A 25,109-nucleotide genomic window follows, 5' to 3' on the forward strand; every position below is an offset into this window, starting at 1 on the left:
CCAGTTTATCAATATCATTACATTGAGCAAATCCATTGACTGAAATCAGAAAGATTATTAATATGCTAAAAGTTTGTTTCATTATTATTGCCAACTTAATTATATAAATGGTTGAAAACCCTATATCCTGTCATTTGGGAAGGATAACGATGGTTTTTTGTTGTTTTTATCATCGTTATTAATTCAAGATTTCTAAAACCATAATATAAATATACATCCTTTCTTACATACTATCAAACGGATTCTTAATTTCTTTTAAATTTGTAGTAGAAACATGCGTGTAAATCATAGTAGTTTTGGGGCTACTGTGTCCTAAAAGCTCCTGTATATACCTTATATCTGTACCACTTTCTAATAAATGTGTTGCAAAACTATGCCGCAGCGTATGCAACGTACCTTGCTTCTGTATACCCGATTGACGTAAAGATTTTCTAAAAACCTCACGTGCACTAACCTGTGTATATGGCTTGCCAGAACGTCCTTCAAATAAGTAAAAATCCGGACTGTAGTGTCTTAAATAAGTATCTATTAAAGGGAATAAGTTTTTAGACAAAAGTGTATAACGATCCTTCCTACCCTTAGCCGATTTTATATGAATTAAAGAACGCTCATAGTCTATATCGTTAATTTTTAATTGCAAAGCCTCACCTATACGCAATCCAGCCGAATACACAAGAACTAGCAATACTTTGTGTTTTAAATTCTTTGTAACGTCTATTAAGCGTTTAACTTCTTCCTTAGTAAAAACCGTAGGTAGTTTTTTGTCCTTATTAGGGCGTTTTATATCTAGCTCGTCAACCATAATGCCCTTAAAATCCATAAAATGCTTAATACCACTAATACATTGGTTTTGGTAAGAAACCGATTTTTTAGCATTAAAAATAAAATCGTAGTTAAACTGCTCTATGGTTCTAGAAGTAATAGTTTCCAAATCCTTATAAATCATATATCGTAAAAAAAGTTTAGTTACTTCAGTATAGGTAAGTACAGTATTTGCACTAAAGCGTTTTTGCTCCAACCAGCGTTTAAACTGTTGCAATTCTTCAATTTGTTCGTTAGCGGGTTGTGGTAGTTTACTTATTAATTCAGGTGTTTTAGTACTCAAATCTTCCGTTTTACCTACCTTTTTAAAAGCACTATAATCAACAAACCAATTTTGTTTTCTAAAATAAAGGAATAAATTGTGTATTTCCTCTGTACTATATGGTATATAAAAAGTTCTGTAGGTTTTACTCCATCTTACGTTGTTATAAGACTTTACAACATCTTTTACAGCCACATTATATTCAAATTTTATAGCAATATGCTTTTTTTGTTTATGCCATAAAGGTTCTAAGGTAATAGTAGTCATTGCAATACTTCTAAAAAAACCTTTAAGATAAAAATATTTTTAAAATGAAATAAAAATCAACTATTATTTTGTAAAATAAATCTTCTTTTTTCTGTAAATTTTAATGGTATGGTAAGTGTAACTAAAAATACAGAGCGTTTACTTTTTTTTATATTGTATGTGCTGCACGCTGCAACCTGTCGTTTACAGATGTGCCTAAACCGTAATCTGGGAAAATTTCAGCAATAATAATATCTAAATGCAATGAGTCTAATTGGTGAAGGGCGTCATATAGTTTTGAAGTTGCTTCTGTCATATCACCAGTTTCAGATAATACAATTTGATGTTTAATAGCAATATTATCAATACGGTTTTTGAATGATAAAACACCAATACGTTTGTTGCGGTACTTTTCAAGATCTTTAACAATATTGCTAGACAATACGGTTAGGGTTGAAGGCGCATAGTGTTTCTCCAACATTCCAGGAGCATCAGGATTAATTTCCTTTTTGTTTTTAATTGCTATTTCGCCAATAACGGCTTTAATATCTTCAACAGAAATTGAGCCCAAACGGTAAATTATTGGATCGTTATTTTCAAAACCAATAATGGTAGATTCAATACCATTTTTGCAGGCGCCACCTTCTAAAACCATTTGTATAGTATCTCTAAAATAGTTTTCTACATGTTGCGCTGTGGTAGGACTAATTCTATTAAAAGGATTTGCGCTTGGTGCTGCTAAAGGAAACGGCAATTGCTTTAAAAGTTCTAAAGTAATGGGGTGATTTGGCACACGTACCGCAACCGTATTTTTTCCAGCGGTTATTACATCGGGAATGGTATCTTTTTTTGGTAATACCAAAGTTAAAGGTCCTGGCCAAAAAGCATTAGCTAGTTGTTGTGCTTTTTTAGGAATGTGGCTAACAATAGTGGCTAAATATTCGGGAGACTGAATATGTACAATTAGCGGGTTAAAAAAAGGGCGTTGTTTAGTATTAAAAATAGCCTTAATTGCTTTCTCGCTATAAATATTTCCGGCGAGACCGTATACGGTTTCGGTAGGTATAGCAACCAATTCTTCGTTTTGCAATAAAGCTACGGCTTTTTTTATGTCTTTTGAAATGATACCCATTAGCGATAAATAGTTTGCAAAACTAGTTAAAAAAATAATGTGATTTTAGTTTGAAAAACAGAATGCTGGCAAATAGGCCCGCGTTAGGGATTGCAGTGGAAAGCCCATAGCCCGAGGAAGGAGGCGCGAGGACTTACCCTGAGGCTAACGAAGGTAAGGTGTAACGCCCAAAATAATAATCTTAAAATGTAGGTGCTGTATTTTTTGTGTATTTTTGCAGCGCTATGCAAGAGTTAAAACTTTCCAGTTGGTTGCCTACCACAAACAAAGAGGTGAAAATACGCGGATGGGATGCGCTAGACGTTATTCTGTTTAGTGGCGATGCCTATGTAGATCATCCTTCGTTTGGGCCTGCAGTAATTGGTCGTATTTTAGAAAGCTATGGCTTGCGTGTTGCCATTGTGCCGCAACCCAATGTAAACGATAATCTTCAGGATTTTGTAAAATTAGGAGCTCCAAAATTGTTTTTTGGTGTTACGGGCGGTTGTATGGATCCTATGATTAGTAATTACACGGCCAGTAAAAAACGACGCGATAAAGACGCCTACACACCAAATGGTGATATTGGGTTTCGGCCCGATTATGCTACTACGGTATATTCTAATATTTTAAAAGAAAAATGGCCAAATGTTCCTATTTTAATTGGTGGTATTGAAGCATCGTTACGTCGTGTTACACACTACGATTATTGGAGCGATAAACTTATGCCTACAATTTTAGAAACCTCTAAAGCAGATATGCTGGTGTATGGCATGGGCGAGCAACCGCTGCGCGAAGTGGTGCGGTTACTACAAAAAGGTGTGCCATTTTCTAGTATAACAACCGTTAAACAAACTGCGGTTTTATTGGATACGAATGCTAAAATACCTAAAAACAGTAATTGGGAAGATGTTGAAATTGTATCGCACGAGCGATGCTTAAAGGATAAAAAAGCCTATGCTTCTAACTTTAAAATAATAGAGCAGGAAAGTAATAAACTGGCGGCACGACGTATTTTTCAGAAGGTAGGCAACAAAACGTTAATGATTAATCCGCCATATCCTACAATGACAGAAGCGGAGATTGATGCCTCTTTTGAGTTGCCATACACACGGTTACCACATCCAAAATACAATAAACGAGGCCCTATTCCTGCTTACGAAATGATTAAGTTTTCCATTAATATACACCGTGGATGTTTTGGAGGCTGTAGTTTTTGTACCATTTCTGCGCATCAAGGTAAGTTTATTGCGTCTCGTAGTCAGGAGTCTGTTCTGCGTGAAGTAGATACTGTAGCTAATATGCCAGATTTTAAAGGATATTTGAGCGATATTGGTGGCCCTAGTGCCAATATGTATAAAATGAAAGGTAAGGTACAAGAAATTTGCGACAAGTGTGTGGCGCCGTCTTGTATTTCGCCTGTAATTTGTAGTAATTTAGATACCTCTCATAAGCCGTTAACAGAATTATATCAGGCGGTTGATAGTCATCCAAAAATTAAAAAATCTTTTATTGGTAGTGGTATTCGCCACGATATGTTAGTGCCAGAGTTTAATAAAAATGCCGACCCTAAAGAGCTAGACGATTATACCGAAGAGGTAATGACCAAACACGTTTCTGGGCGTTTAAAAGTGGCACCAGAACATACTAGCGATCCGGTTTTGAAATTAATGCGAAAACCATCGTTTAGCTATTTTCATAAGTTTAAAGAGCGTTTTGATAAGATTAATATTAAGAAGGGGCTGAAGTTACAATTAATTCCTTATTTCATTTCAAATCACCCAGCTTGTGAAGTAGAAGATATGGCAAATTTAGCAGCCGAAACCAAAGATATGGGCTTTCAGTTAGAGCAAGTACAAGGGTTTACGCCTACACCTATGACGGTGGCTACGGTTATTTATTACAGTGGTTACCATCCGTACACACTTAAAAAGGTAAATACGCCTAAAACACGAAAAGAGAAAGATGAGCAACATCGTTTTTTCTTTTGGTATAAAGATGAAAACAAAGCATGGATAAAAAATACCTTGAATAAATTGGGGCGTAAAGATTTGTTAGACGTTTTGCTTCCTAAAAAAGACGAAAAGTGGCGTAAAAACAAACCCGGAAAACCCAAGCATACTTTTGATGATGCAGTACCTTTCAATCAACGTAAAAATAAGGCTAAGTTTAAGAGTAAGAAGAAGCGTAGATAAATTTTTGGTTAACAATAAAAAGTTACAACACATTCATTATAAAAACTTCTGAATAACTTTTTTTAACCAAAGCTCTAATTTCGCTCCAACAGTTCATAGCCTTGGTTGATGCCTTTTTCAACTGCAGGAACACCGCGTTCCATCCACACAGGTTTTGGAGCTCCTTTTAAATAATAATCGAAAAATTGGGCCATCCTTATATTAAAATCTTTTCTGTTTTGATATTTTAATGGCCAGTGAGGTTCTTCATTATAATTTAAAAACCACGAGGGTTTCCCAAGACGCCTTAAGCTTACAAAAAATTCAATGCCCTGATACCATGGTACATGTCCATCGGCATCATTATTCATAATTAGTAAGGGTGTATTAATTTTATCGATATTAAAAATTGGTGAGTTTTCTATATATCGCATAGGGTATTCCCATGGTGTTCCTCCAATTCTACTTTGTGTATGTTCGTATTGAAACTGCCTGCTTAACCCCGTCCACCATCGTATGCCGCCATAAGCACTAATCATATTTGGTACAGGAGCACCACTTTCAGCAGCTTTAAAAATATCTGTTTTAGTCACCAAATATGCTATTTGATATCCTCCCCAGCTGTGACCTTGTACACCTATATTATCTTTATCAATAAATCCTTTATCAATTAAATTTGTAACACCAGGTATAACACAATTATAGGCACTCTCCCCAGGGTAGCCAATGCGATATTCTATATCTGGATTAAAAATTACATAACCACGACTTGTATAAAAGCTGTAATTTATAGTAGATCTTCCAAAGGAAGGCGCACGATGGTTGTGTAGCCTATCAGAATAACGCTCGTAAAAATTAACAATCATTGGGTACTTTTTATTCGGATTGAAATTTTCGGGTTTTGCCAATAAACCTTTTAGTTGTTTCCCATCTAGCGAGGTCCATTCAATAAGTTCTATAGTGCCCCAATTAAAATCCTTTTGTTGTGGGTTTGCATCGCTTAAAATAGTTTGTTTTTTAAAATCTAGATTGCTCAACCTTAAATTAGGGAATTCTTCAAAGGATTCTCTAGTAAATAAAAGTGAATTTGCGCGTTCTGCCTTAGCAGATATTTTATATGTATATGGCCCTTTTACAAGCTGTTTTAATTTGTTGTTTTTTGGATTAAACTCGGCAAAACCAGCTTCTTTGGTGTCTTCGTTAAATGTTGATAAAAGCCAATTGGAATTGGTACTAATAAAATCTACATCGTTATCTAACTTTATGTAACGATACACTGTTTTTGAGTCTCTACCATTTGTTAGGTTAACCGATGTACCGGTATCTGGGTTGTATTTCCAAATGTCGTAACGATCGTATAATAGTATAGATTTGTCCGATTCCGTCCAACCAGCTAATCCATAAGAACTTGGATGTTTTGGGGAGTCGTTTAACTCATCATAAAACAGTTTGCCTTTGGTAATGGTATTGTATGTTTTTGTTTCAATATTATAGGTAAACCAAGAGCTATCAATTGCCTTGTAACCATATGCATATTTTGCTTTTGGACTAAGGTTTGCATTTGCAACTGCTTTAAATGCCATTTGTTGTTGGCCAGTTTTTATATTAACGGTTGCAAAATCTCGTAGTCTCATACCGCTCCATTGGCTTTCTAACTCATAAGGTGTTTTAGTACTTACCAATGCTATATTGGCATTACCTTTTTTTGTTGTTTTAGCATCTGGAAATTCCTTGGTTTCAATTTGTATGGTTTTGTTGGCGTTAAAATCGTAAACTGTTTGATACGATTTTATGGTATCATTTTTTACCTGTAATTCTTGAACGGTATAAAGTCTGGGTTCGTTATATGTCCAAACTTCAACATTAACAATCTCATCTTTAAGCAATGTTGTATCCTTTAAAATTGGAGGTGTTCTTAACCCAAAGTATAATTTAGAGTCGTCTTCTGAAAACTGTAATGTACCATGGGGCGATACTAAATAACCTTTAGGCGTAGACGTGTTGCTGTGAAGTTGTACAGCTACATCCTTACCTTCTTCCCATGTGTACAACGCGTTGGGTCTTACTTGTGTTTTGGTAGTATCGGTATCTACTACAAACGCAAACCTTTTGCCCGTTTCGCTGAATTGCAGTTGTGAATATTTTGCTTTTACCGATGTAAAAGGTTTTATTAATTTACTATTCGCGAAATTGTAAATAAATACACCCTCGTTAGCATGATCTTTTTCGCCAGTACTTGCAAATGCTAATCGTTCTGCTTTTTTAGCAAAGGTATATTTGGTAACGTATTTAAAAGTGTCTTGAGCTTTTGTGTTTAAATTTCGGGTAACTAAATGAAATCCATTTTTATCGCTTACCTTTTTTTCTTTTGCACTAGTTTTAGAACTGTCTGTCGTTTTTAAGTTTTCATTTGTTTTTAAGTCCTCCAAAAAATAAGCAATGTATCCCGACCATTTTTCTGGCAAACTATACGATTTTACATTAGGAATTTTAGTTAGCGCTTTGGTATTAAGGTTGTATATGGCCAAAGTGTCTTTTGGAAACTTATTTTTTTTAACCTTTTTACGTTTCATGTCGTCAACCGTTTCTTTTAAAGGTTTTATGGTAAAGGTTAGAAATTTAGAATCGTATGTAAATTTCCCGTTAGAAGCGCTGTAGTATTTCAATAAGGTTTCTCCTTGTTTAGATTTTAGAATTACATAGCTATCAGAGTTTTCTTGTGCTAAATCGTAAACAACAAATTCGCCATTGGGCGAAATTTTATCGTTTTTAATAGATTTCCAAAGTGCCACATCTTGGTGGTCTAACACTTTTTTTTGCGCTGTGGAAGTTAATGAGAGAAATAGAAGCAGAAATACCAATGTGAATCGCATAAACGAGAATTTAAAAATTAGATAAAGAAGTCATCTCTATTTTTTCTAGTCCCTAAAAAATCACCATAACTTATTCATATTTCAGCTATTTTTAAGAAGTATTAAGGCTATAATTTTCAAAAATAGTTTTATCTAAATAAATTCGTTCTGATTTTCGGTTAAAAACAAAAGTCAAGATGAGTTCAAATATAATAAACTCATCTTGATTATTAGGAGATAGAAAACGTTATGAGGTTTCAATTCATTTGAATAATTAAGGAGGTTATTTTCTTTTTTCTTTGAAATTTATAACCCAATAGCACAAAAGAATGCACTTGAACATAACTGTTTGAAAAAGGGTAAAATCAATAACTCTAAATTTACCTTAAAAAATGAAAACACGTTTAGGTTTGTTAAATGTTGTAGTTTAATGCGCCTCTAGCCAATTATCACCAGTATCAAGATCTACATCAAGTGGTACTTCTAGTGTAAAAGCACTTTCCATTTCAGTTTTTACAAGTGTTTTAACATTTTCCAATTCTGGTTTGTACACATCAAACACCAATTCATCATGTACCTGTAGTAGCATTTTAGTTTTAAAATTGCCTTCTTGAAGTTTGTTGTAAATATTAATCATGGCTATTTTAATAATATCAGCGGCACTACCTTGTATTGGAGCATTTACCGCATTACGTTCTGCAGCACCACGAACTACAGCGTTTCTAGAATTAATATCCTTTAAATAACGACGACGCCCTAAAACGGTTTGTACATAACCGTTATCTCTAGCAAAATCTACTTGCTCATGTATAAAGCTTCTTAGTTTTGGGTAAGTCGTATAATAGGTGTCTATTAATTCTTTTGATTCTGCTCTCGATAAATTAGTTTGATTACTTAATCCAAAAGCCGAAACCCCATAAATAATCCCGAAGTTTACTGTTTTTGCATTACTGCGTTGTTCGCGAGTTACTTCATCTATTGGCACATTAAATACTTTTGAAGCGGTTGAAGCATGAATGTCCTCCCCATTTTTAAATGCTTCAATCATAGTTTCTTCTTTACTTAACGCAGCTATAATGCGTAGTTCTATTTGTGAATAATCGGCAGCTAATAGGGTGTACTCTTCGCTTCGCGGAATAAAGGCTTTACGCACTTGCCGTCCGCGTTCTGTTCTAATAGGAATGTTTTGCAAGTTTGGGTTGTTGCTGCTTAAACGTCCTGTGGCGGCAACGGTTTGCATATAATCGGTATGTACTCGCCCTGTGATATCTTCAACTTGATTTGGTAAGGCATCTACATATGTGCTTTTTAACTTAGATAAGCCTCTAAACTCTAATATGTTTTTAATAATATCGTGGTCTTTTGCCAAATAGCTGAGTACATCCTCTGCTGTTGAATATTGTCCAGATTTTGTCTTTTTAGGCTTGTCTACTAATTTTAATTTTTCAAATAAAATAATGCCTAGTTGTTTTGGTGAGGCTATGTTAAATTCTTCGCCAGCTTCAGCGTAAATTTTACTTTCTAAAGCTTTTATATCCTTATCTAATTGCTCAGATAATCCGTTTAAAAAGTCTTTATCTAGATTAATACCTTCCAATTCCATAGCCGCCAGAACACGTAGTAACGGAATTTCTATCTCATCAAATAACTTTTGTGTGTTGGCTTCACCTAATTCATTTTTAAAATGCTCTTTTAATTGTAGCGTTACATCAGCATCTTCAACGGCGTATTCTGTTAGTTTTTCTAAAGGAACATCGCGCATTGAGAGTTGATTTTTTCCTTTTTTGCCAATTAATTCAGTTATGGAAATAGGGGTGTAATTCAAATAAGTTTCAGCTAAAACATCCATGTTATGTCGCATATCTGGATTTATGAGGTAATGCGCTAACATAGTGTCAAACAATTTACCTTTTACTTCTACATTATATTTTGCTAAAACCTTAATATCGTATTTTAAATTCTGCCCTACTTTTTCTATGCTTTCGCTTTCAAAAAACGGGCGTAATTGTTCAATTAGTTCTTGCGCCTCTGTTTTATTTTCGGGAAATGGTAAATAAAACCCTTTGCCAACTTCCCATGAAAATGCAATACCAACCAATTCGGCAGTTAGCGGATTTAACCCTGTAGTTTCCGTATCAAAACACACCGAAGTTTGTTGCATTAGGTTTTTTATAAATAATTTGGTGGCCATTCCAGAGGCGACACTTTGGTAAAAATGTGAGGTGGTTTCGGCCGTTTGTCTTGAGGAAGCAGAACTTTTTTCAGTATTTGCTCCATTTGAAGGATCTGCGCTAAATAACGAAAATTGTCCTTCGCCAGCCGATTTTATTTCTTTTGGTGTAGATTTAGTTTCGGTTTTTGGGTTTTCTGGGGCGTTTTTAGAATCGGGGTTTTCATTAGGTTCAGCAGCAAACGTCTTTAAAAAATTATCGGTAAGTCTTCTAAACTCTAATTCTTGAAATATCTCTTTTACTTTTTCAACGTCAGGATGATCCAGCTCAAAATCCTTTGCGTTAAAATCTACTGGAACATCTAGCATAATGGTAGCTAACTTTTTAGAGAGCAATCCTAACTCGCCATTGGCTTCCACTTTTTCCTTCATTTTACCTTTTAACTTGTCGGTATTGGCTAATAGCCCTTCCATACTGCCAAATTCCTTAATAAATTTTTTGGCGGTTTTTTCGCCAACACCTGGCAGTCCGGGGATATTATCACTGGAATCGCCCATCATACCTAAAAAGTCAATAACTTGCATTGGGTCTTCAACCTCAAATTTTTTCTTAACCTCGGGAATGCCCCAAGTTTCATAACCACCACCAAAAACGGGGCGGTACATAAAAATGTTTTCAGTAACTAACTGTGCAAAATCCTTGTCGGGCGTTACCATATAGGTTTTGTAGCCTTCCTTTTCTGCTTGTCGAGACAGGGTTCCAATAACATCATCGGCCTCATAACCTTCCTTCACCATTATGGGAATGTGCATTGCCTCTAAAATGTTACAAATATGGGGGATTGCAGTACGTATGCCTTCTGGAGTTTCGTCTCTATTGGCTTTGTAGGCTTCAAATAATTCTACACGATCTGCACTACCACCTTTATCGAAACACACCGCTAAATGGTCTGGACGCTCGCGTTTTATTACATCTAAAAGTGAGTTCATAAACCCCATAATGGCTGAGGTATCTTCTCCTTTTGAATTTATTCTGGGATTTTTTATAAAAGCGTAATAGCCACGAAAAATTAAAGCGTAAGCATCTACTAAGAAAAGGCGTTTTTGGTCTGACATGTTAATTGATTTGATAGAAAACCAAAGCTACAAAAAGTTAAGCTTAATTAAGCTTGCGTAATACATTTTAGTAGGTTACATTTTGCTTGTCTAGCACCGTTTTAGTTCTAAAGGCATAAAATAACAAATACCCAAAGCATGCTACAGCTATCCAGTAGGATGATTGAATGTTAAAAACATCGGCTATTTTGCCTTGTACAGGAGGTATAATAGCACCACCAAGAATCATCATAATTAAAAATGCAGAGCCTTGGGAGGTATATTTCCCCAATCCAGCAATACTTAATGTAAATATACAAGGCCACATAATTGAGCAGAATAATCCTCCTGATAAAAATGCAAACAATGCTATATTTCCGGAAGAGAACAGACCTATTAACATGCCCAACACACCAAATAAACTAAATATTTTTAAGGTAGCAACAGGATTGTCTTTGGCTAGGAAAAACCCAAAAATTTGGATTGCAATACAAATGGAGAAAAATATAATTTCGTTTGCAGTGAAACTATACTTTATGGAATTTACTAAAATTATTATACCAAAAGCTATGTAGGGAACAGTAATAAGTAATGCTTTTTTTAGGCCTTTACTAGGATTAAAAACAGTAATGGCACCAACCCAACGGCCAATCATTAATCCGCCCCAGTAGAGTGAAATATATGAGCCCAATTCAGAATCGTTTAAAACAGGCAATCCTAAGGCATTTAAGCCAGAATCCCCTATACCTTTTTTTAAGAGTTCGCCCAGGTTGCTTCCAATAGTAACTTCTACACCTACATAGGTAAATATGGCTAACATGCCCAAAACCAATTGGGGGTATTTCATAGCTCCCCAACCGTTAGGCTTTTTAGAGGCGCTAGTATAGGCTACAAATACAGCTACAACCACAGCAAAAAGAGCAATAAAAAGTATAATTAGCCTTGTTTGTTCTAAATCTTCCCCAGCGGCTTTGTTTCCAGAATACGTACTAAAAATATAGCCAAAACAGCCTACTATAACTAAGGTTAGTATAATTAGTAAGTTTCTAGCTTTATTGGCAGGCTCAAAAGCGGTATCTGATTTTAGTGCCGGTAATTTTTTTGAAAAATGAAACAGAGCTGCAGCAAGCAAAAATAAAGCACCAACACCTAGGTAAAGACTTTGTACGGTAACTAATGTAATTTCATTATTGGAAATCATTTTAGCTAACTCATCAGTACTCCAAGAGGCAGCACCAAATATTACAAGGCTAACTACAACAGGACCAATAGTGGTGCCAAAAGAATTAACACCACCTGCCAAATTAAGGCGATGTGAGCCTGTTTTTGGATCACCTAATGCAATTGCAAACGGGTTTGCGCCAGTTTGCTGCAATGAAAACCCTAAGCCAACAATAAATAGTGCTATTAAAACAAAATAGAAAACACCTGTTTGCCCTTGTTCTGCACCTACTGTAGCTGGGTACATTAAAAATGCACCAATAGCTGATAGTAGTAAGCCGTAAATAATACCGTTTTTATAGCCCCAGTTATTATAAATGTCCTTTTTTAAGGAACCTGATAGAACAAACAGCAATAATGCGCCAATGTAATATGCCCCGTAAAATGCAAAATCTACTAGTTGAGATTGAAATTGATCTATACTAAAATAAGTTTTACAGAACGGTATAAACACACCGTTTGAAGCGGCTATGAATCCCCAGAAAAAAAATACTGTAACTAGGGTTGCTAATGCAGATTTGTTGTTTTGGTTGGTCATCTTAGTAGTGAAGTTATTTTTTTAATAAAAGTTGAAGCATCTAAGATACTAAAATGCGAGCTATTTTTTTTGAGAATAAAAATGTAATATCTTTAAGTTTTAATGGAGAATTAAGGTTTTTGTAGGTTTAAATTTAATAAGCTATAAACCTGTTGTGCATATTGAATTAAAATGATTGCAATACATAAGTTCGAGTGATTTTTGATCCCGAAAGCTTTAGGGAGTAAAATTGTATAGAGAACTAATTTTTAAGTGAAAATACTACCTGCCTGCCGACAGGTTCTTGATGCTCATTTTAATCGTGAAACTTAATAGAATAGATAGAATTCTGTAAAAATGTACAATGGGTAGTTTTAAGTGTATCTATTAACACAATTATAAGAATTTAAGGCACTTATTATCGTTATCTTTGAGGACAAAAAAAGAAAATTATGCTACGTTGGATATTGTTTATCCTTATTTACTTTTTCATTAGTTTTTATGGGTTACAAGCTATAAAATCGGTAACCAAAAATATATGGTTACATTATTTGTTTATTGCTGTTGCTATAGTTGTTGCTAGTAATTTTATCATTCAATTTACGGTGTACTCAGAAGGTCGCGTGTTAAATCCTGCTAAGAGTTATGCTTTTGGGTTTTTGTTGGCTTTTATCTCTTTAGGGTTTATTATAATTCCTATGCTTTTGGGAGAAGATATCATTCGTTTTATTTATGGGCTTTATGACAAGATGGTAAATAAAAACGAAGGCTTTTACATGCCATCTAGACGAAAATTTATTAGTCAAATAGCTCTGGGGTTGGCTGCGGTTCCTTTTGCTTCACTACTGTATGGTATGTATCGTGGTAAATATAGGTTTAGAGTGTTAAATTACACATTGCATTTTGAAGATTTACCAGAAGCTTTTGATGGCTATAAGATTACCCAGATAAGCGACATACACTCGGGTAGCTTTGATAATAGAGAAAAAATAGAGTATGGCGTAGACCTAATTAACAAGCAACAATCTGATGCGATTGTTTTTACGGGCGATATGGTTAATAACAAAAGTTCTGAAATGATACCTTGGAAGGATTTGTTTAGTACTCTAAATGCTAAAGATGGTGTGTTCTCGGTATTAGGAAACCATGATTATGGCGATTATGTACGTTGGCCATCAGATGAGGCTAAGGCGCAAAACCTTCAAGATTTAATAAGCCTTCAAAAAGAAATGGGCTACGATGTGCTACTTAATGAAAGTAGATTTATAGAAAAAAACGGAGCGCGTATTGCATTAATTGGCGTTGAAAATTGGGGTGCCGGTGGTTTTAAAAAAGCGGGCGATCTTAAAAAAGCCTCAGAAAAAGTTGATGAAAACGATTTTAAAATACTCTTAAGCCACGATCCGTCACATTGGGAAAACGAGGTTATTAAAGATAAATACCATTATCACCTAACTTTAAGCGGCCATACACATGGCATGCAATTTGGCATAGAAATACCCGGTTGGATTAAATGGAGCCCGGTAAAATGGAGGTATAAATACTGGGCAGGTATATATAAAGAATTAGGACAATACATAAATGTAAATAGGGGTTTTGGCTATTTAGGTTATCCTGGTCGTGTTGGTATTTGGCCAGAAATAACAGTAATAGAGCTTAAAAAAGGTACACATAGTGCGTAATTGCATGGAAATGTTATATTTACTCTGAAAATTTGTTATTTTTATAAATAAGTTGCATTAAACCTGCCATAAATTTAGTTTTTAAGTGTTGTTAAAAATTTACGTAGGTTTGTAAGAGGTGTTTTAACTAAAACATTAAAGAGTATGTCAAAATTTGGGGAACTAATAGATGTTGAGGTTCCAGTTCTGTTTGATTTTTATGCAGAATGGAATGAGCAATCTACCGCAATGCATTCCGTATTACGAGATGTAGCAGCAGCCCTTGGCGATAAAGCCAAAGTTATTAAAATTGATGTGGAGAAAAACCAAGAACTTGCCGATGCACTTCGTGTAAAGGGTTTGCCAACATTAATTATTTATAAAGATGGTGAGATGAAATGGCGACAAAGTGGGGAGCAGGATGCTAGCACCATAATAAATATTGTACAAGAATATCTTTAAAATTCTAAAGCTTTAAAGCTGTATCCCTTTTTACTGAAGTGCTCTAAAACTTTGGGTAATGTATGCATCATGTGTTTTGATGCTTTTACACTGTCATGAAATACAACAATACTTCCAGGTTTTGCTTTTGAAGTTACATTATTGAAACAACGCTCTTGTGTTATAGACTTATCCCAATCAAAAGACAATACGTCCCACATTATAATTTTATAGCCTAAAGCCATTAATGTTTTACCTTGTTTGAATGTTATTTTTCCGTAGGGCGGACGAAATAAGTTCTGAATTCTTAATTCTGAATTCAGAACATTTAATTCAAATACTTTTTGAGCTTTCTCAACATTTTTTATATAGGCTTTATTTTTGGTTTTCCAACCCTTAATATGATGTTGTGTGTGGTTACCAACCCTATGGTTTTCATTTAAAATACCTTGAAAAACATCGGGGTATTTTTCCACATTTGCACCAATACAGAAAAAGGTAGCCTTAGCATTGTATTGATTTAAAATGTTTAAAATCCAGTTTGTTATTTGTGGTGTTGGGCCATCATCAAAAGTTAAATAGATTACTTTTTCAGTAGTATCAATATTCCAAACATAATTGGGGAATATTGATTTTATAACTTTTGGTGTTTTTACTGGTATTAATGGCATTTTGCCAGTATTTAATCGTTTGCTTCTATAGTGTTACTATCTGCTGGAATATCTATATCTGTTCTGTTTTCGGTTTCGGTATCGTCTTCTCCATAAAAGTATTTAAACAGCCTTAAATAATTATTAAAAATGTCTCCTTCTTTTTCTGCAAGCTCTGTGTCGTAACGTACCAATACATCAATAAGTCCTTTATAACGTTGAATATCAACATAAATATCTTCAAATAAACGCTCTTGGTTTTCGCGTGTTAATCCGCTGTAATATGTTAGGTTTTCCTGGTATTTTTTACTCACTTTAAAATATAAATCGCGTGCTTTTTCTTTGGCTTCAACTTCGTAATAAGCGCCTATGTAGGGCTCTAGTAGGGTGTAATATCCAAAATATTCAACAGGCATATTGGTCATAGCGATGTCGGCAATTTCCTCGGCTTTTTCTAGCTTATCTTCATTAATTAATTCTTCAACTAAGCGCGCTAAATTGCCTCTGTAGGTTATGGAGTTTTTACGTGTTTCAGGATCGTGATAGATATGTGGGCTACCACTGTTGCCCCAATTCCATGTTTTTACTTTTTCATACATTAAATCTGTATCAATACGCCCCATATCAAAAGGGTTAGCTCTATCTACTTCGGTTTTTATAGGTACTAACTTATAGCACATGCCATCGAGTTGCAGGTAGTCTTTCATCCAAATATAATCGTCGTCCCCAAAACTTCCACCAGTAAAATAAATAGGACGTTTCCATTGGTTATTGGCAACAACATCTAGCATTAACAAACGGTTTTTGTAAATAGCACCTCCTTTAATTTCTATATCAATATGCGGTACAATTTTATCAGCGTCTTCAGGTTTTACAATGCCACTTTGTATTGCATTTTCTTTGTTTACAGGTATACGAATGTTTCGCGTAAATAAAAAGTTGGCATTGAGGTCTTGGTTTCTAATACCAGAGATATCGTACCCTTGCTGTTGCATTAAATATTTGTACTTAGTTTTAGGCTTATCGCTCTGTATAAAATCTAAGGCAGAATTTATGCTAATGGTGTCTTTGGTAAGTGCCTCTATTCTTACGTAATCGTTGGTGCCGTATTGGTAATCTTCGTGGTTTAGTTGCGAGGGTATGGGGTCGCTCTCGTAAGCTTTCCGTTTCATTTGGTCTATATACCAATCGGTTTGGAACAGGCTGGTATTAACAATACGAACATCGGTTCTGTAGCCTTCTATTTCCTGGGCATACCAAAGCGCAAATGTATCGTTATCTCCAATGGTGAAAAGTATGGCGTTTTCGGCGCAGGAATCTAAATATTTTCTAGCCATAGCTTGTGCGGTATATTTTCCTGAGCGGTCGTGGTCGTCCCAGTTGTTGGCTACCAAAATTCCTGGAACTAGTATTAAGCAAACTATAGTTATTATTGGCGCTGCAAGTGTTTTAGGTAGTTTGTTTTTTAATGTATGGTAAATTGCATAAACACCAATACCAATCCATAAAGCAAATACATAAAACGAACCTACTACAGAATAATCGCGTTCGCGAGGTTCAAAAGGGCGTACGTTGGTGTATACCTGAATGGCTAGTCCTGTAAATAGGAAGAAGACCAACATTACCCAAAAGCGTTTCCTATCAGTATTTAAGATAAAAAACATGCCTATAAGCCCCAAGATAAGTGGGAGAAAGTAATAGGTGTTTCTAGCCTTGTTGTTTTTTACATCGCTAGGTAAATTGTCTTGTGAGTATCCTAAATGCCATTCATCTATAGGTTTTATACCACTAATCCAATTTCCATGATTGTCGTAATTTCCTTGAATATCGTCTTGTCTTCCAGTAAAGTTCCACATAAAGTAGCGCCAATACATATATCCCAGTTGATATTCTAATAAATACCTAATATTGCTGGCTAGGTCTGGTTTTTCAATATCAAGGTAACTTTGGTATTGTTTTAAAAAACTATTGTAATCTTCATAATCTACATTACCTTGAGACACTTCCCTCCTAAAGTCTGATACTAGCTTGCGTAATTTGTTTTCCATTTGATATTCTGGCTTTAAATTAAAATTTAAAAAGCCAGTGAACATCATATAGTTTTCGGCGTGTTCGCTACTCCACATACGTGGTAAGATGGAAGCGTGTTTAGCGTTGTAATTTTGTTTTGCGTTTTTGTAATCGTTAACAATTACATATTCACCTTTTTCTTCGTCTTTTTCGTATTTGGGTTTATCGTCTATGTAAGGTTCATTTTCGTCTAAATAAGCATACATATCGGTAAACTGTGGGCCAAAAAACAAATGTGTTTCAGGATATTGCTCTAAATTATAATACGCTAAAAGTTCTCTAGCACTAGAAGGGTTGTTTTCGTTAACAACAACATTAGCATTAGCACGAATAGGTAGCATTAACCAAGTTGAAAATCCTATTATTATGAATGTTAAACAAAGCACACCAGTATTTAAATGTACGTAGTTTTTTTGTCTGGTATAACGCAAGGCGTATAATATAACTGCAACTAGGAGTAGGCCTGCTATAATAGAGCCTGAGTTAAAAGGTAAACCTATACTGTTTACAAAGAAAATTTCAAAAGCACTAAAAATCTTTAGTATGTTAGGTGCTAACAGCTTAAACACAAATAATAAAACAGCTACTGAAATTACATTGGCTATAATGAAATTTTGAACTGTAACCGTTTTATAGTTTTTAAAATAGTATATAAGCCCTATTACAGGAATAGTTAGCAAGCCCATAAAATGTACACCAAACGATAAGCCTATTAAAAACGCTATAAGAATTATCCAACGATTACCACGGGGTTTGTGCATATCTTGTTCCCAACGTAGCGCTAACCAAAATAAAACGGACATGATTAAGGTGGCCATGGCATACACTTCGGTTTCTACAGCATTAAACCAAAACGAATCTGTAAAGGCAAAAGCTAAACTACCAACTAAACCGCTTCCTAAAATAGCTGTGTATTGGGGCTTAGTTATGGAACCATTGTTTTCTTTGTCTTTTTCAGAATTTAAATGCTTTACTAACTTGGTAAGCAATAATGTAATGGTCCAGAACATAAATAATATGGTAAAAGCACTAGCAACGGCACTCATCATATTCATCATCCAACCAATACTTTCGTTGTTTCCAAACGTAAAGGTTGAGAAAAAAGCACCAAGCATTTGAAATAGCGGTGCCCCCGGAGGATGCCCTACTTGAAGTTTCGACGAGGTTAAAATATATTCCCCAGCATCCCAAAAACTAACTGTTGGTTCAACCGTTAAGCTATAGGTAATTAAAGCAATTAAAAAAGAGAACCAACCTAAAAGGGTGTTCCATTTTTTAAAATTAAAATCCATCATCTAAAAATTTGTGTTTGTTAGCTGTGGCGAATTTAACAATAAATATGAAACGAGAATAAATATTATACTCCCGTTAACATTAACACTTTACGGGTATATATATTGTAACTTAGAGCATGGATTTTGCTGTAGCGTAATAAATAGGGGATTTTTTTTAAAAAAATCTTGTACAAATAAAACTTTGTACTAAATTTGCACCTGCCTTTGCCGACAGGCATATGCAATTTACATTTTGGCCTATGGTGTAACTGGCAACACGTCTGGTTTTGGTCCAGAAGAGTCTAGGTTCGAGCCCTAGTAGGCCAACGGTAATTTAAACCCTGATTACGAAAGTAGTTAGGGTTTTTTACTTTTTATTCAAATCCTAAAAGTAATCACAGGACGCTTTGCATGATTCACTAAATCCTCACTAATACTACCATTAAAAAAATGCGATAATCCCTGGCGCCCGTGGGTGCTCATACCAATTAAATCGGCATCAATAGATTGCGAAAAATTCATGATGCCCTTCTCAATGGTTTCATCATTGTAAATGTGTATGGTGCAAAAACTATGGGTTACGGCGTCTAGAAACCCTTGTATACGTGCTTTTGCATTAGCGGTAGTTACAAATTTATTGGCAGTAATTACCATAAGCAAATGCATTTCGGCTTTAAATAATTCAGCAAATTTTAAAGCTTTAAGAAATGGAACTTTAGCTTCTTCCTTAAAATCAGAGGCAAATACAAAATTTTTAACTTTAAATTCTGTATGAGCTTTTTTAACTACCAAAACAGGCGTTGTAGAAGTGCGTACTACTTTTTCGGTGTTAGACCCTATAAGCAATTCTTTAAAGCCACTAGCACCATGAGAGCCCATAATAATTAAATCGATTGTGTGTTTTTTGCACACATGGTTTATGGCCTTGTACACGTCATGAAATTCTACATTTTCGTATACTTTAATCCCTTCTAAATAATCTTTCTTTATTAATTTCTTAAACTTTTTGTGCGCTAATTTCATAAAGAAAACAGCTTCTGGTAAGTCGTTGTAGCCTTTTAAAGGGTCTACTTCATGTAGTGGTAAATCCAGCACGTTCAACAGGTAAATTTCACCATTATATTGTTTGGCTAATTGGGCGGCGACTTCTAGGGCCTTTTCGGCTTGTTCAGAAAAATCAGTGGGAACAAGTATTTTTTTCATGATAGGGAGGTGTTAGCTATATAAAAATAGGTATAAATTATTTAAAAATCAATTTAATATATTATATTTGCGGCGTTGAACGGCGAAATTAATTATGAGGGGACGGAAAGTCCCCTCTTTTTATACTAAAATGTTTAAAGATACGGTAAAAGATTTATTGGATGCTGCACTAACAGAACGTCAAGATTTATTTTTAATAGATTTTGATGTCAATGAGGCTAATCATATTAAGGTAATAGTTGATGGTGATAATGGCGTTTTGGTTGAAGATTGTATGTTTTTAAGCAGGGCCATAGAACATAATTTAGATAGGGAAGAACAGGATTTTTCACTAGAAGTTATGTCGGCAGGAGCTGCATCGCCATTAGTAAACAAAAGACAGTATAGAAGACATATAAACAGAACCTTAAAAGTAAAAACAGCTTCAGAACAATTAGAAGGTGTTTTGGCAGAGGCTACCGAGGATTATATTCTATTAGAATGGAAAACCAGGGAGCCTAAACCTGTTGGCAAAGGTAAGGTTACTGTAAAAAAGCAAGCCAATGTGGCTTATCAGGATATTGTAGAAGCAAAAGTTATGATTAAATTTTAATTCAAGTAGAGTTATGGAGAATGTTGCGTTAATTGAATCTTTTTCAGAATTCAAAGACGATAAGTTAATAGATCGTGTTACGCTAATGGCGATTTTAGAAGATGTTTTTAGAAGTGCCCTAAAAAAGAAATTTGGAGATGACGATAATTTTGATATTATTGTGAATCCTGATAAAGGGGATTTAGAGATTTGGAGAAACCGTGTAGTGGTTGCCGATGGCGAAGTAGAAGACGAAAATCAAGAAATTTCTCTTAGTGAAGCTAGAAAAATTGAGCCCGATTTCGAGGTAGGTGAAGATGTATCAGAAGAAGTAAAATTGGTAGATTTAGGAAGACGTGCTATATTAGCATTACGCCAAAATTTAATTTCAAAAATTCACGAGCACGATAACACTATAATCTACAAGCAATTTAAAGATTTAGTAGGCGAAATATATACTGCGGAAGTGCACCATATTCGTCATAGAGCCGTTATTTTATTAGACGATGAAGGCAATGAAATTGTATTGCCAAAAGACAAACAAATACCTTCAGACTTTTTTAGAAAAGGCGATAATGTAAAAGGTGTAATAGACAGTGTAGAGCTTAAAGGGGCTAAACCCACCATTATAATGTCTAGGAGCTCCCCAGTATTTTTGGAGAAGTTGTTCGAGCAAGAAATACCAGAAGTGTTCGATGGTTTAATTACCATAAAAAAAGTAGTAAGAATACCAGGCGAGAAAGCAAAAGTAGCTGTAGATTCTTATGACGATAGAATAGATCCCGTGGGCGCATGTGTGGGAATGAAAGGCTCTAGAATACATAGTATTGTACGAGAACTAGGCAACGAAAATATTGATGTGATTAATTACACCAACAATATTCAATTATTTGTAACAAGAGCTTTAAGTCCAGCAAGAGTAACTTCAATTAAACTAGATGAAGAAACTAAACGCGCTGAGGTAATTTTAAAACCAGAAGAAGTAAGTAAAGCTATTGGTAGAGGCGGTCACAATATTCGTTTAGCTGGCCAATTAACAGGTTACGAAATTGATGTATTTAGAGAAGGCGCTGAAGAAGATGTAGAATTAAGCGAATTCTCAGATGAAATAGAAGGTTGGATTATTCAAGAATTCAGTAAAGCAGGATTAGACACTGCAAAAAGTATTCTAGAACAAGATGTAGATGATTTAGTGAAGCGAACCGATTTAGAAGAAGAAACAATAAATGATGTTATTAGAATTCTTAAGGAAGAATTCGAAGACTAATACCAACTTAGTTTAAATAAGTTTTAACAAAAGCGGTATTAATAATATATTTGAGATTTTAAAGGCAATTTATGGCTGACACAATTAGATTAAATAAAGTTTTACGTGAACTCAACATTTCTTTAGACCGTGCTGTGGAATTTTTAGATTCTAAAGGCATAGAAATAGAGAAGCGACCAACTACGAAAATCTCTGAAGAAACTTACAATATTCTTTCAGACGAATTCGAGACGGACGCTAACAAGAAAATGAGGTCGCAAGAAGTTAGTGAAGCTAAGCTAAAAGAAAAGGAAGATTTACGTATTAAACGTGAAAAAGAACTAGAGGAAAAGCAAAAAGCTAAAGAAGCCATAGAAAAAGCACAACAAGAAGAAGTGGTTAAGGCTTCTAAAACACTTTCAGGTCCTAAAACCGTTGGTAAAATAGATTTAGAGCCAAAAAAGAAGGTACAAGAAATGCCAGCTCCCAAAGAGGTTAAAAAAGTTGATGAGGTAAAAGAAGTTAAAAAAGAGACCGCCAAACCTGAAAAGGCAGAAACTCCAAAAACCAAAGAAAAGCCTGTTCAAGAAAAAACAGTTGAAAAAACTCCCGAAGTAGCCAAAAAGCAAGAAGAAGTTAAAGAAACCCCTAAAAAAATTGTGGTAGATGGGGAGTTGATAACTCCAGAAGAAAAAGTTAAAACCCAATACCAAAAACTAACGGGGCCTAAGATTGCAGGTGATAAAATTGATTTAACACAATTCAATAAGCCCAAAAAGAAAAAAGAAGAGAAAAAACCTGGAACATCTGATGCTAATGCTAATAAAAAGAAGCGTAGACGTATCAGTAAGGTTGGTCCAGGACAAGGTGGCAACAACCAAAAAACTGGTGGTAACCGTAACGATAGGTTTAAAGGCAAAGGACGCCGCAATGTTGTTAAGGAAGAGCCTAGTGAAGAGGATGTAAAAAAACAGGTACGAGAAACACTTGAAAAACTACAAGGTAAATCTTCAAAAGGTAAAGGTGCCAAATATCGAAGAGAGAAAAGAGACCACCATAGAGACCAAACAGAAAAAGAATTACAAGCTGAAGCAGCAGAAAGTAAAGTGCTTAAAGTAACAGAATTTGTTACAGCTAGCGAAGTAGCTACTATGATGGATGTAGGCGTTACCGAAATTATTTCGGCGTGTATGTCTCTAGGTATGATGGTAACAATGAATCAACGTTTAGATGCAGAAACTTTATCTATAGTTGCAGAAGAATTTGGATACGAGGTTGAATTTGTAACTACAGATATTGAAGAATCTATCGAAGAGGTTGAAGATAACCCTGAAGATTTAAAATCTCGCGCACCAATTGTTACAGTAATGGGGCACGTAGACCATGGAAAAACATCCTTATTAGATTATATCCGCGAAGAAAATGTAATTGCAGGAGAGTCTGGAGGAATCACACAACACATTGGTGCTTATGGTGTGCAGTTAGAAAATGGGCAAAAGATAGCATTTCTAGATACGCCAGGTCACGAAGCGTTTACCGCAATGCGTGCACGTGGTGCGCAAGTTACCGATATAGCTATTATAGTTGCAGCTGCAGATGATGATATAATGCCACAAACAAAAGAGGCCATTTCGCATGCACAAGCTGCGGGAGTGCCTATAGTATTTGCAATTAATAAAATAGACAAACCAGATGCTAATCCTGATAAGATTAAGGAAGGGTTGGCTAATATGAATTTACTAGTTGAAGACTGGGGTGGAAAAATACAATCACACGATATTTCAGCTAAATTTGGTACTGGTGTTAAAGAATTATTAGAAAAAGTCTTGCTTGAAGCAGAATTGTTAGAGCTAAAGGCTAATCCAGATAAGCCTGCCGTAGGTACAGTGGTTGAGGCATTTTTAGATAAAGGCCGCGGTTATGTGTCTACCATATTAGTTCAGGCTGGTACACTACGTGTTGGCGATTACGTATTGGCAGGACAGCACAGTGGTAAAGTAAAGGCAATGCACGATGAAAGGGGTAACGATGTTAAAGAGGCAGGACCATCAACACCGGTTTCTATCCTTGGTCTAGACGGTGCCCCACAAGCAGGAGATAAGTTTAATGTGTTTGAAGACGAACGCGAAGCAAAACAAATTGCAGCAAAACGATCTCAGTTACAACGCGAACAATCAGTTAGAACGCAACGCCATATAACACTAGATGAAATAGGTCGCCGAATTGCTCTTGGAGATTTCCAAGAATTAAATATTATCTTAAAAGGTGATGTTGATGGTTCTGTGGAGGCATTAACCGATTCTTTCCAAAAGTTATCTACTGAAGAAATTCAGGTAAATATACTTCATAAAGGCGTTGGTGCTATTACCGAAAGTGATGTGTTGTTGGCCTCTGCTTCTGATGCTATTATTGTTGGATTCAACGTACGCCCAGTAGGAAACGCTAGAGATATCGCTGATAAGGAAGAAATAGATATTAGAACTTACTCTATTATTTACGATGCCATTAACGATCTTAAAGATGCTATGGAAGGTATGCTGTCTCCTGAAGTAAAAGAAGAGGTTACCGGTACTGCTGAAATTAGAGAAATTTTTAAAGTATCTAAAATTGGTAGCATTGCAGGATGTATGGTTACTAATGGTAAAATATTTAGAAGCTCTGGAGTACGCCTAATTAGAGACGGTGTAGTAGTACATACCGGAGAATTGGCATCGTTAAAACGATTTAAGGATGATGTTAAAGAAGTATCTAAAGGCTATGATTGTGGTATGCAAATAAAAAATTATAACGACATAAAAGAAGGTGATATTATTGAGGCTTTCCACGAAGTTGAGGTGAAAAAGAAGTTGAAATAAACAAACTTATCCATAAATAAAAAGAGAGCTAATTTTAAAATTAGCTCTCTTTTTATTTTTTTAACACTATATAATATTTTATTTTTTTGGTTTAAATATAAATGCAGCAGGAAACTTACGTTTTATTTTTTTTAAGGCTCTGTCGGCCTCTAAACGTGTGCTAAAGTTGCCCGCCCAAACCTTAAAGTTTGGTGTTTCGTAATGCATAACAGGGCGCCATTGTGCAAAAGTATCGGCAAAATCTTTTTGGGCATCTTGTGCACCCCCTCTATTTCCAGAGTACACTTGTATTTTGTAACGTTTAGAATCAGTTTCGTTACGGTTCATTTCTTTTTTTAATTCAAGAAGTTCCTTAATTCTATCGTCTTGATTAATAGTTACTTTGCCTTCTTGGGAATACCCAAAAGTAAATGAAAGTACAATAAGAATTACAGATAGAAAGCTGTTTTTTAGGTTCATTGTTGCTGTTTTAAATAACTTTATACAAATATATACGACATAAACTAAAACATTGGTCATTTTATTATTTAGAATCCCTCTAAATTAGCAATTAACAGTTCACTAACATTTCGCAAATCGACTTTAAGTATTACTTTTGCCTGAGATTTTATAACTGTGTTTTTTCTGTATATTTATGAAAAAATCATACCAAAGTTTAGAAGTTAATA

15 protein-coding genes and 1 tRNA gene are annotated in these 25,109 nt (G+C 35.0%); 7 read left to right on the forward strand and 9 right to left on the reverse strand.

Features of this window, described 5'->3' with window-relative positions; translation table 11 throughout:
• Nucleotides 1–223 precede the first annotated feature (223 nt).
• Nucleotides 224–1,351: a tyrosine-type recombinase/integrase gene (locus CLV33_RS14910; RefSeq protein ID WP_244906444.1), complete on the reverse strand. Its 1,128-nt coding sequence runs from the start codon at nucleotides 1,349–1,351 to the stop codon at nucleotides 224–226.
• A gap of 148 nt (nucleotides 1,352–1,499) precedes the next feature.
• Nucleotides 1,500–2,462 carry an L-threonylcarbamoyladenylate synthase gene (locus CLV33_RS14915; RefSeq protein WP_105474586.1) on the reverse strand — a complete coding sequence of 321 codons (963 nt, stop codon included), beginning with the start codon at nucleotides 2,460–2,462 and terminating at the stop codon, nucleotides 1,500–1,502.
• A gap of 224 nt (nucleotides 2,463–2,686) precedes the next feature.
• On the opposite strand from CLV33_RS14915, the gene CLV33_RS14920 reads away from it, so the two are divergent.
• Nucleotides 2,687–4,636, forward strand: a complete 1,950-nt coding sequence (locus CLV33_RS14920; protein ID WP_105474587.1) for a YgiQ family radical SAM protein — start codon at nucleotides 2,687–2,689, stop codon at nucleotides 4,634–4,636.
• A 74-nt stretch (nucleotides 4,637–4,710) separates the two neighbouring features.
• Here the strand turns inward: CLV33_RS14920 and CLV33_RS14925 are convergent, their stop codons facing one another.
• The 3 genes from CLV33_RS14925 to CLV33_RS14935 form a co-directional block, all read right to left on the reverse strand.
• Nucleotides 4,711–7,488: an alpha/beta hydrolase family protein gene (locus tag CLV33_RS14925; protein ID WP_105474588.1), complete on the reverse strand. Its 2,778-nt coding sequence runs from the start codon at nucleotides 7,486–7,488 to the stop codon at nucleotides 4,711–4,713.
• Between the two features lie 406 nt (nucleotides 7,489–7,894).
• Nucleotides 7,895–10,753 carry a DNA polymerase I gene (polA, locus tag CLV33_RS14930; RefSeq protein WP_105474589.1) on the reverse strand — a complete coding sequence of 953 codons (2,859 nt, stop codon included), beginning with the start codon at nucleotides 10,751–10,753 and terminating at the stop codon, nucleotides 7,895–7,897.
• A gap of 67 nt (nucleotides 10,754–10,820) precedes the next feature.
• The gene (locus CLV33_RS14935) at nucleotides 10,821–12,491 is read right to left on the reverse strand and encodes an MFS transporter (RefSeq protein ID WP_105474590.1); all 1,671 of its coding nucleotides are present in this window, start codon (nucleotides 12,489–12,491) and stop codon (nucleotides 10,821–10,823) included.
• Between the two features lie 431 nt (nucleotides 12,492–12,922).
• Here CLV33_RS14935 and CLV33_RS14940 point away from each other — a divergent pair, with 431 nt between their 5' ends.
• Nucleotides 12,923–14,152, forward strand: coding sequence for a metallophosphoesterase (locus tag CLV33_RS14940; RefSeq protein WP_105474591.1), 1,230 nt, complete (start codon nucleotides 12,923–12,925; stop codon nucleotides 14,150–14,152).
• Nucleotides 14,153–14,296: 144 nt separating this feature from the next.
• Nucleotides 14,297–14,593 carry a thioredoxin family protein gene (locus CLV33_RS14945; protein WP_045370960.1) on the forward strand — a complete coding sequence of 99 codons (297 nt, stop codon included), beginning with the start codon at nucleotides 14,297–14,299 and terminating at the stop codon, nucleotides 14,591–14,593.
• Here CLV33_RS14945 and CLV33_RS14950 read toward each other — a convergent pair.
• Complete coding sequence (locus CLV33_RS14950) at nucleotides 14,590–15,243, reverse strand: polysaccharide deacetylase family protein (protein ID WP_105474592.1); 654 nt, start codon at nucleotides 15,241–15,243, stop codon at nucleotides 14,590–14,592. The two genes, CLV33_RS14945 and CLV33_RS14950, sit on opposite strands and share 4 nt — an antisense overlap.
• Before the next feature lie 11 nt (nucleotides 15,244–15,254).
• The gene (locus CLV33_RS14955) at nucleotides 15,255–18,587 is read right to left on the reverse strand and encodes a DUF2723 domain-containing protein (protein ID WP_105474593.1); all 3,333 of its coding nucleotides are present in this window, start codon (nucleotides 18,585–18,587) and stop codon (nucleotides 15,255–15,257) included.
• Nucleotides 18,588–18,820: 233 nt separating this feature from the next.
• Between CLV33_RS14955 and CLV33_RS14960 the strand changes: the two genes are divergently transcribed.
• Nucleotides 18,821–18,893: transfer RNA gene (locus CLV33_RS14960), tRNA-Gln, on the forward strand.
• A gap of 51 nt (nucleotides 18,894–18,944) precedes the next feature.
• On the opposite strand, the gene CLV33_RS14965 is transcribed toward CLV33_RS14960, so the two are convergent.
• Nucleotides 18,945–19,769, reverse strand: coding sequence for a universal stress protein (locus CLV33_RS14965; RefSeq protein ID WP_105474594.1), 825 nt, complete (start codon nucleotides 19,767–19,769; stop codon nucleotides 18,945–18,947).
• A gap of 130 nt (nucleotides 19,770–19,899) precedes the next feature.
• Between CLV33_RS14965 and rimP the strand changes: the two genes are divergently transcribed.
• The 3 genes from rimP to infB all read left to right on the forward strand — a co-directional run bounded on the left by rimP (nucleotide 19,900) and on the right by infB (nucleotide 24,441).
• Entirely contained in the window at nucleotides 19,900–20,361 is a 462-nt protein-coding gene (rimP, locus tag CLV33_RS14970; protein WP_042241980.1) for a ribosome assembly cofactor RimP, read from the forward strand.
• 13 nt (nucleotides 20,362–20,374) lie between these two features.
• Nucleotides 20,375–21,607: a transcription termination factor NusA gene (gene nusA, locus CLV33_RS14975; protein ID WP_042241977.1), complete on the forward strand. Its 1,233-nt coding sequence runs from the start codon at nucleotides 20,375–20,377 to the stop codon at nucleotides 21,605–21,607.
• A gap of 71 nt (nucleotides 21,608–21,678) precedes the next feature.
• Nucleotides 21,679–24,441 (forward strand): translation initiation factor IF-2, encoded by a 2,763-nt coding sequence (gene infB / locus CLV33_RS14980; protein WP_105474595.1) that lies wholly within the window; start codon nucleotides 21,679–21,681, stop codon nucleotides 24,439–24,441.
• Between the two features lie 78 nt (nucleotides 24,442–24,519).
• Here the strand turns inward: infB and CLV33_RS14985 are convergent, their stop codons facing one another.
• Nucleotides 24,520–24,900, reverse strand: a complete 381-nt coding sequence (locus CLV33_RS14985) for an SPOR domain-containing protein (RefSeq protein ID WP_105474596.1) — start codon at nucleotides 24,898–24,900, stop codon at nucleotides 24,520–24,522.
• Between the last annotated feature and the right edge of the window lie 209 nt (nucleotides 24,901–25,109).

Source organism: Jejuia pallidilutea, assembly GCF_002973595.1.
Lineage (GTDB): Bacteria > Bacteroidota > Bacteroidia > Flavobacteriales > Flavobacteriaceae > Jejuia > Jejuia pallidilutea.

What these genes read in the sequence shown, in the direction of transcription:
- CLV33_RS14910 (WP_244906444.1), bottom strand. Translation starts at nt 1,351, where the DNA reads ATGACTACTATTACCTTAGAACCTTTATGGCATAAACAAAAAAAGCAT.
- CLV33_RS14915 (WP_105474586.1), bottom strand. Translation starts at nt 2,462, where the DNA reads ATGGGTATCATTTCAAAAGACATAAAAAAAGCCGTAGCTTTATTGCAA.
- CLV33_RS14920 (WP_105474587.1), top strand. Translation starts at nt 2,687, where the DNA reads ATGCAAGAGTTAAAACTTTCCAGTTGGTTGCCTACCACAAACAAAGAG.
- CLV33_RS14925 (WP_105474588.1), bottom strand. Translation starts at nt 7,488, where the DNA reads ATGCGATTCACATTGGTATTTCTGCTTCTATTTCTCTCATTAACTTCC.
- polA (WP_105474589.1), bottom strand. Translation starts at nt 10,753, where the DNA reads ATGTCAGACCAAAAACGCCTTTTCTTAGTAGATGCTTACGCTTTAATT.
- CLV33_RS14935 (WP_105474590.1), bottom strand. Translation starts at nt 12,491, where the DNA reads ATGACCAACCAAAACAACAAATCTGCATTAGCAACCCTAGTTACAGTA.
- CLV33_RS14940 (WP_105474591.1), top strand. Translation starts at nt 12,923, where the DNA reads ATGCTACGTTGGATATTGTTTATCCTTATTTACTTTTTCATTAGTTTT.
- CLV33_RS14945 (WP_045370960.1), top strand. Translation starts at nt 14,297, where the DNA reads ATGTCAAAATTTGGGGAACTAATAGATGTTGAGGTTCCAGTTCTGTTT.
- CLV33_RS14950 (WP_105474592.1), bottom strand. Translation starts at nt 15,243, where the DNA reads ATGCCATTAATACCAGTAAAAACACCAAAAGTTATAAAATCAATATTC.
- CLV33_RS14955 (WP_105474593.1), bottom strand. Translation starts at nt 18,587, where the DNA reads ATGATGGATTTTAATTTTAAAAAATGGAACACCCTTTTAGGTTGGTTC.
- CLV33_RS14965 (WP_105474594.1), bottom strand. Translation starts at nt 19,769, where the DNA reads ATGAAAAAAATACTTGTTCCCACTGATTTTTCTGAACAAGCCGAAAAG.
- rimP (WP_042241980.1), top strand. Translation starts at nt 19,900, where the DNA reads ATGTTTAAAGATACGGTAAAAGATTTATTGGATGCTGCACTAACAGAA.
- nusA (WP_042241977.1), top strand. Translation starts at nt 20,375, where the DNA reads ATGGAGAATGTTGCGTTAATTGAATCTTTTTCAGAATTCAAAGACGAT.
- infB (WP_105474595.1), top strand. Translation starts at nt 21,679, where the DNA reads ATGGCTGACACAATTAGATTAAATAAAGTTTTACGTGAACTCAACATT.
- CLV33_RS14985 (WP_105474596.1), bottom strand. Translation starts at nt 24,900, where the DNA reads ATGAACCTAAAAAACAGCTTTCTATCTGTAATTCTTATTGTACTTTCA.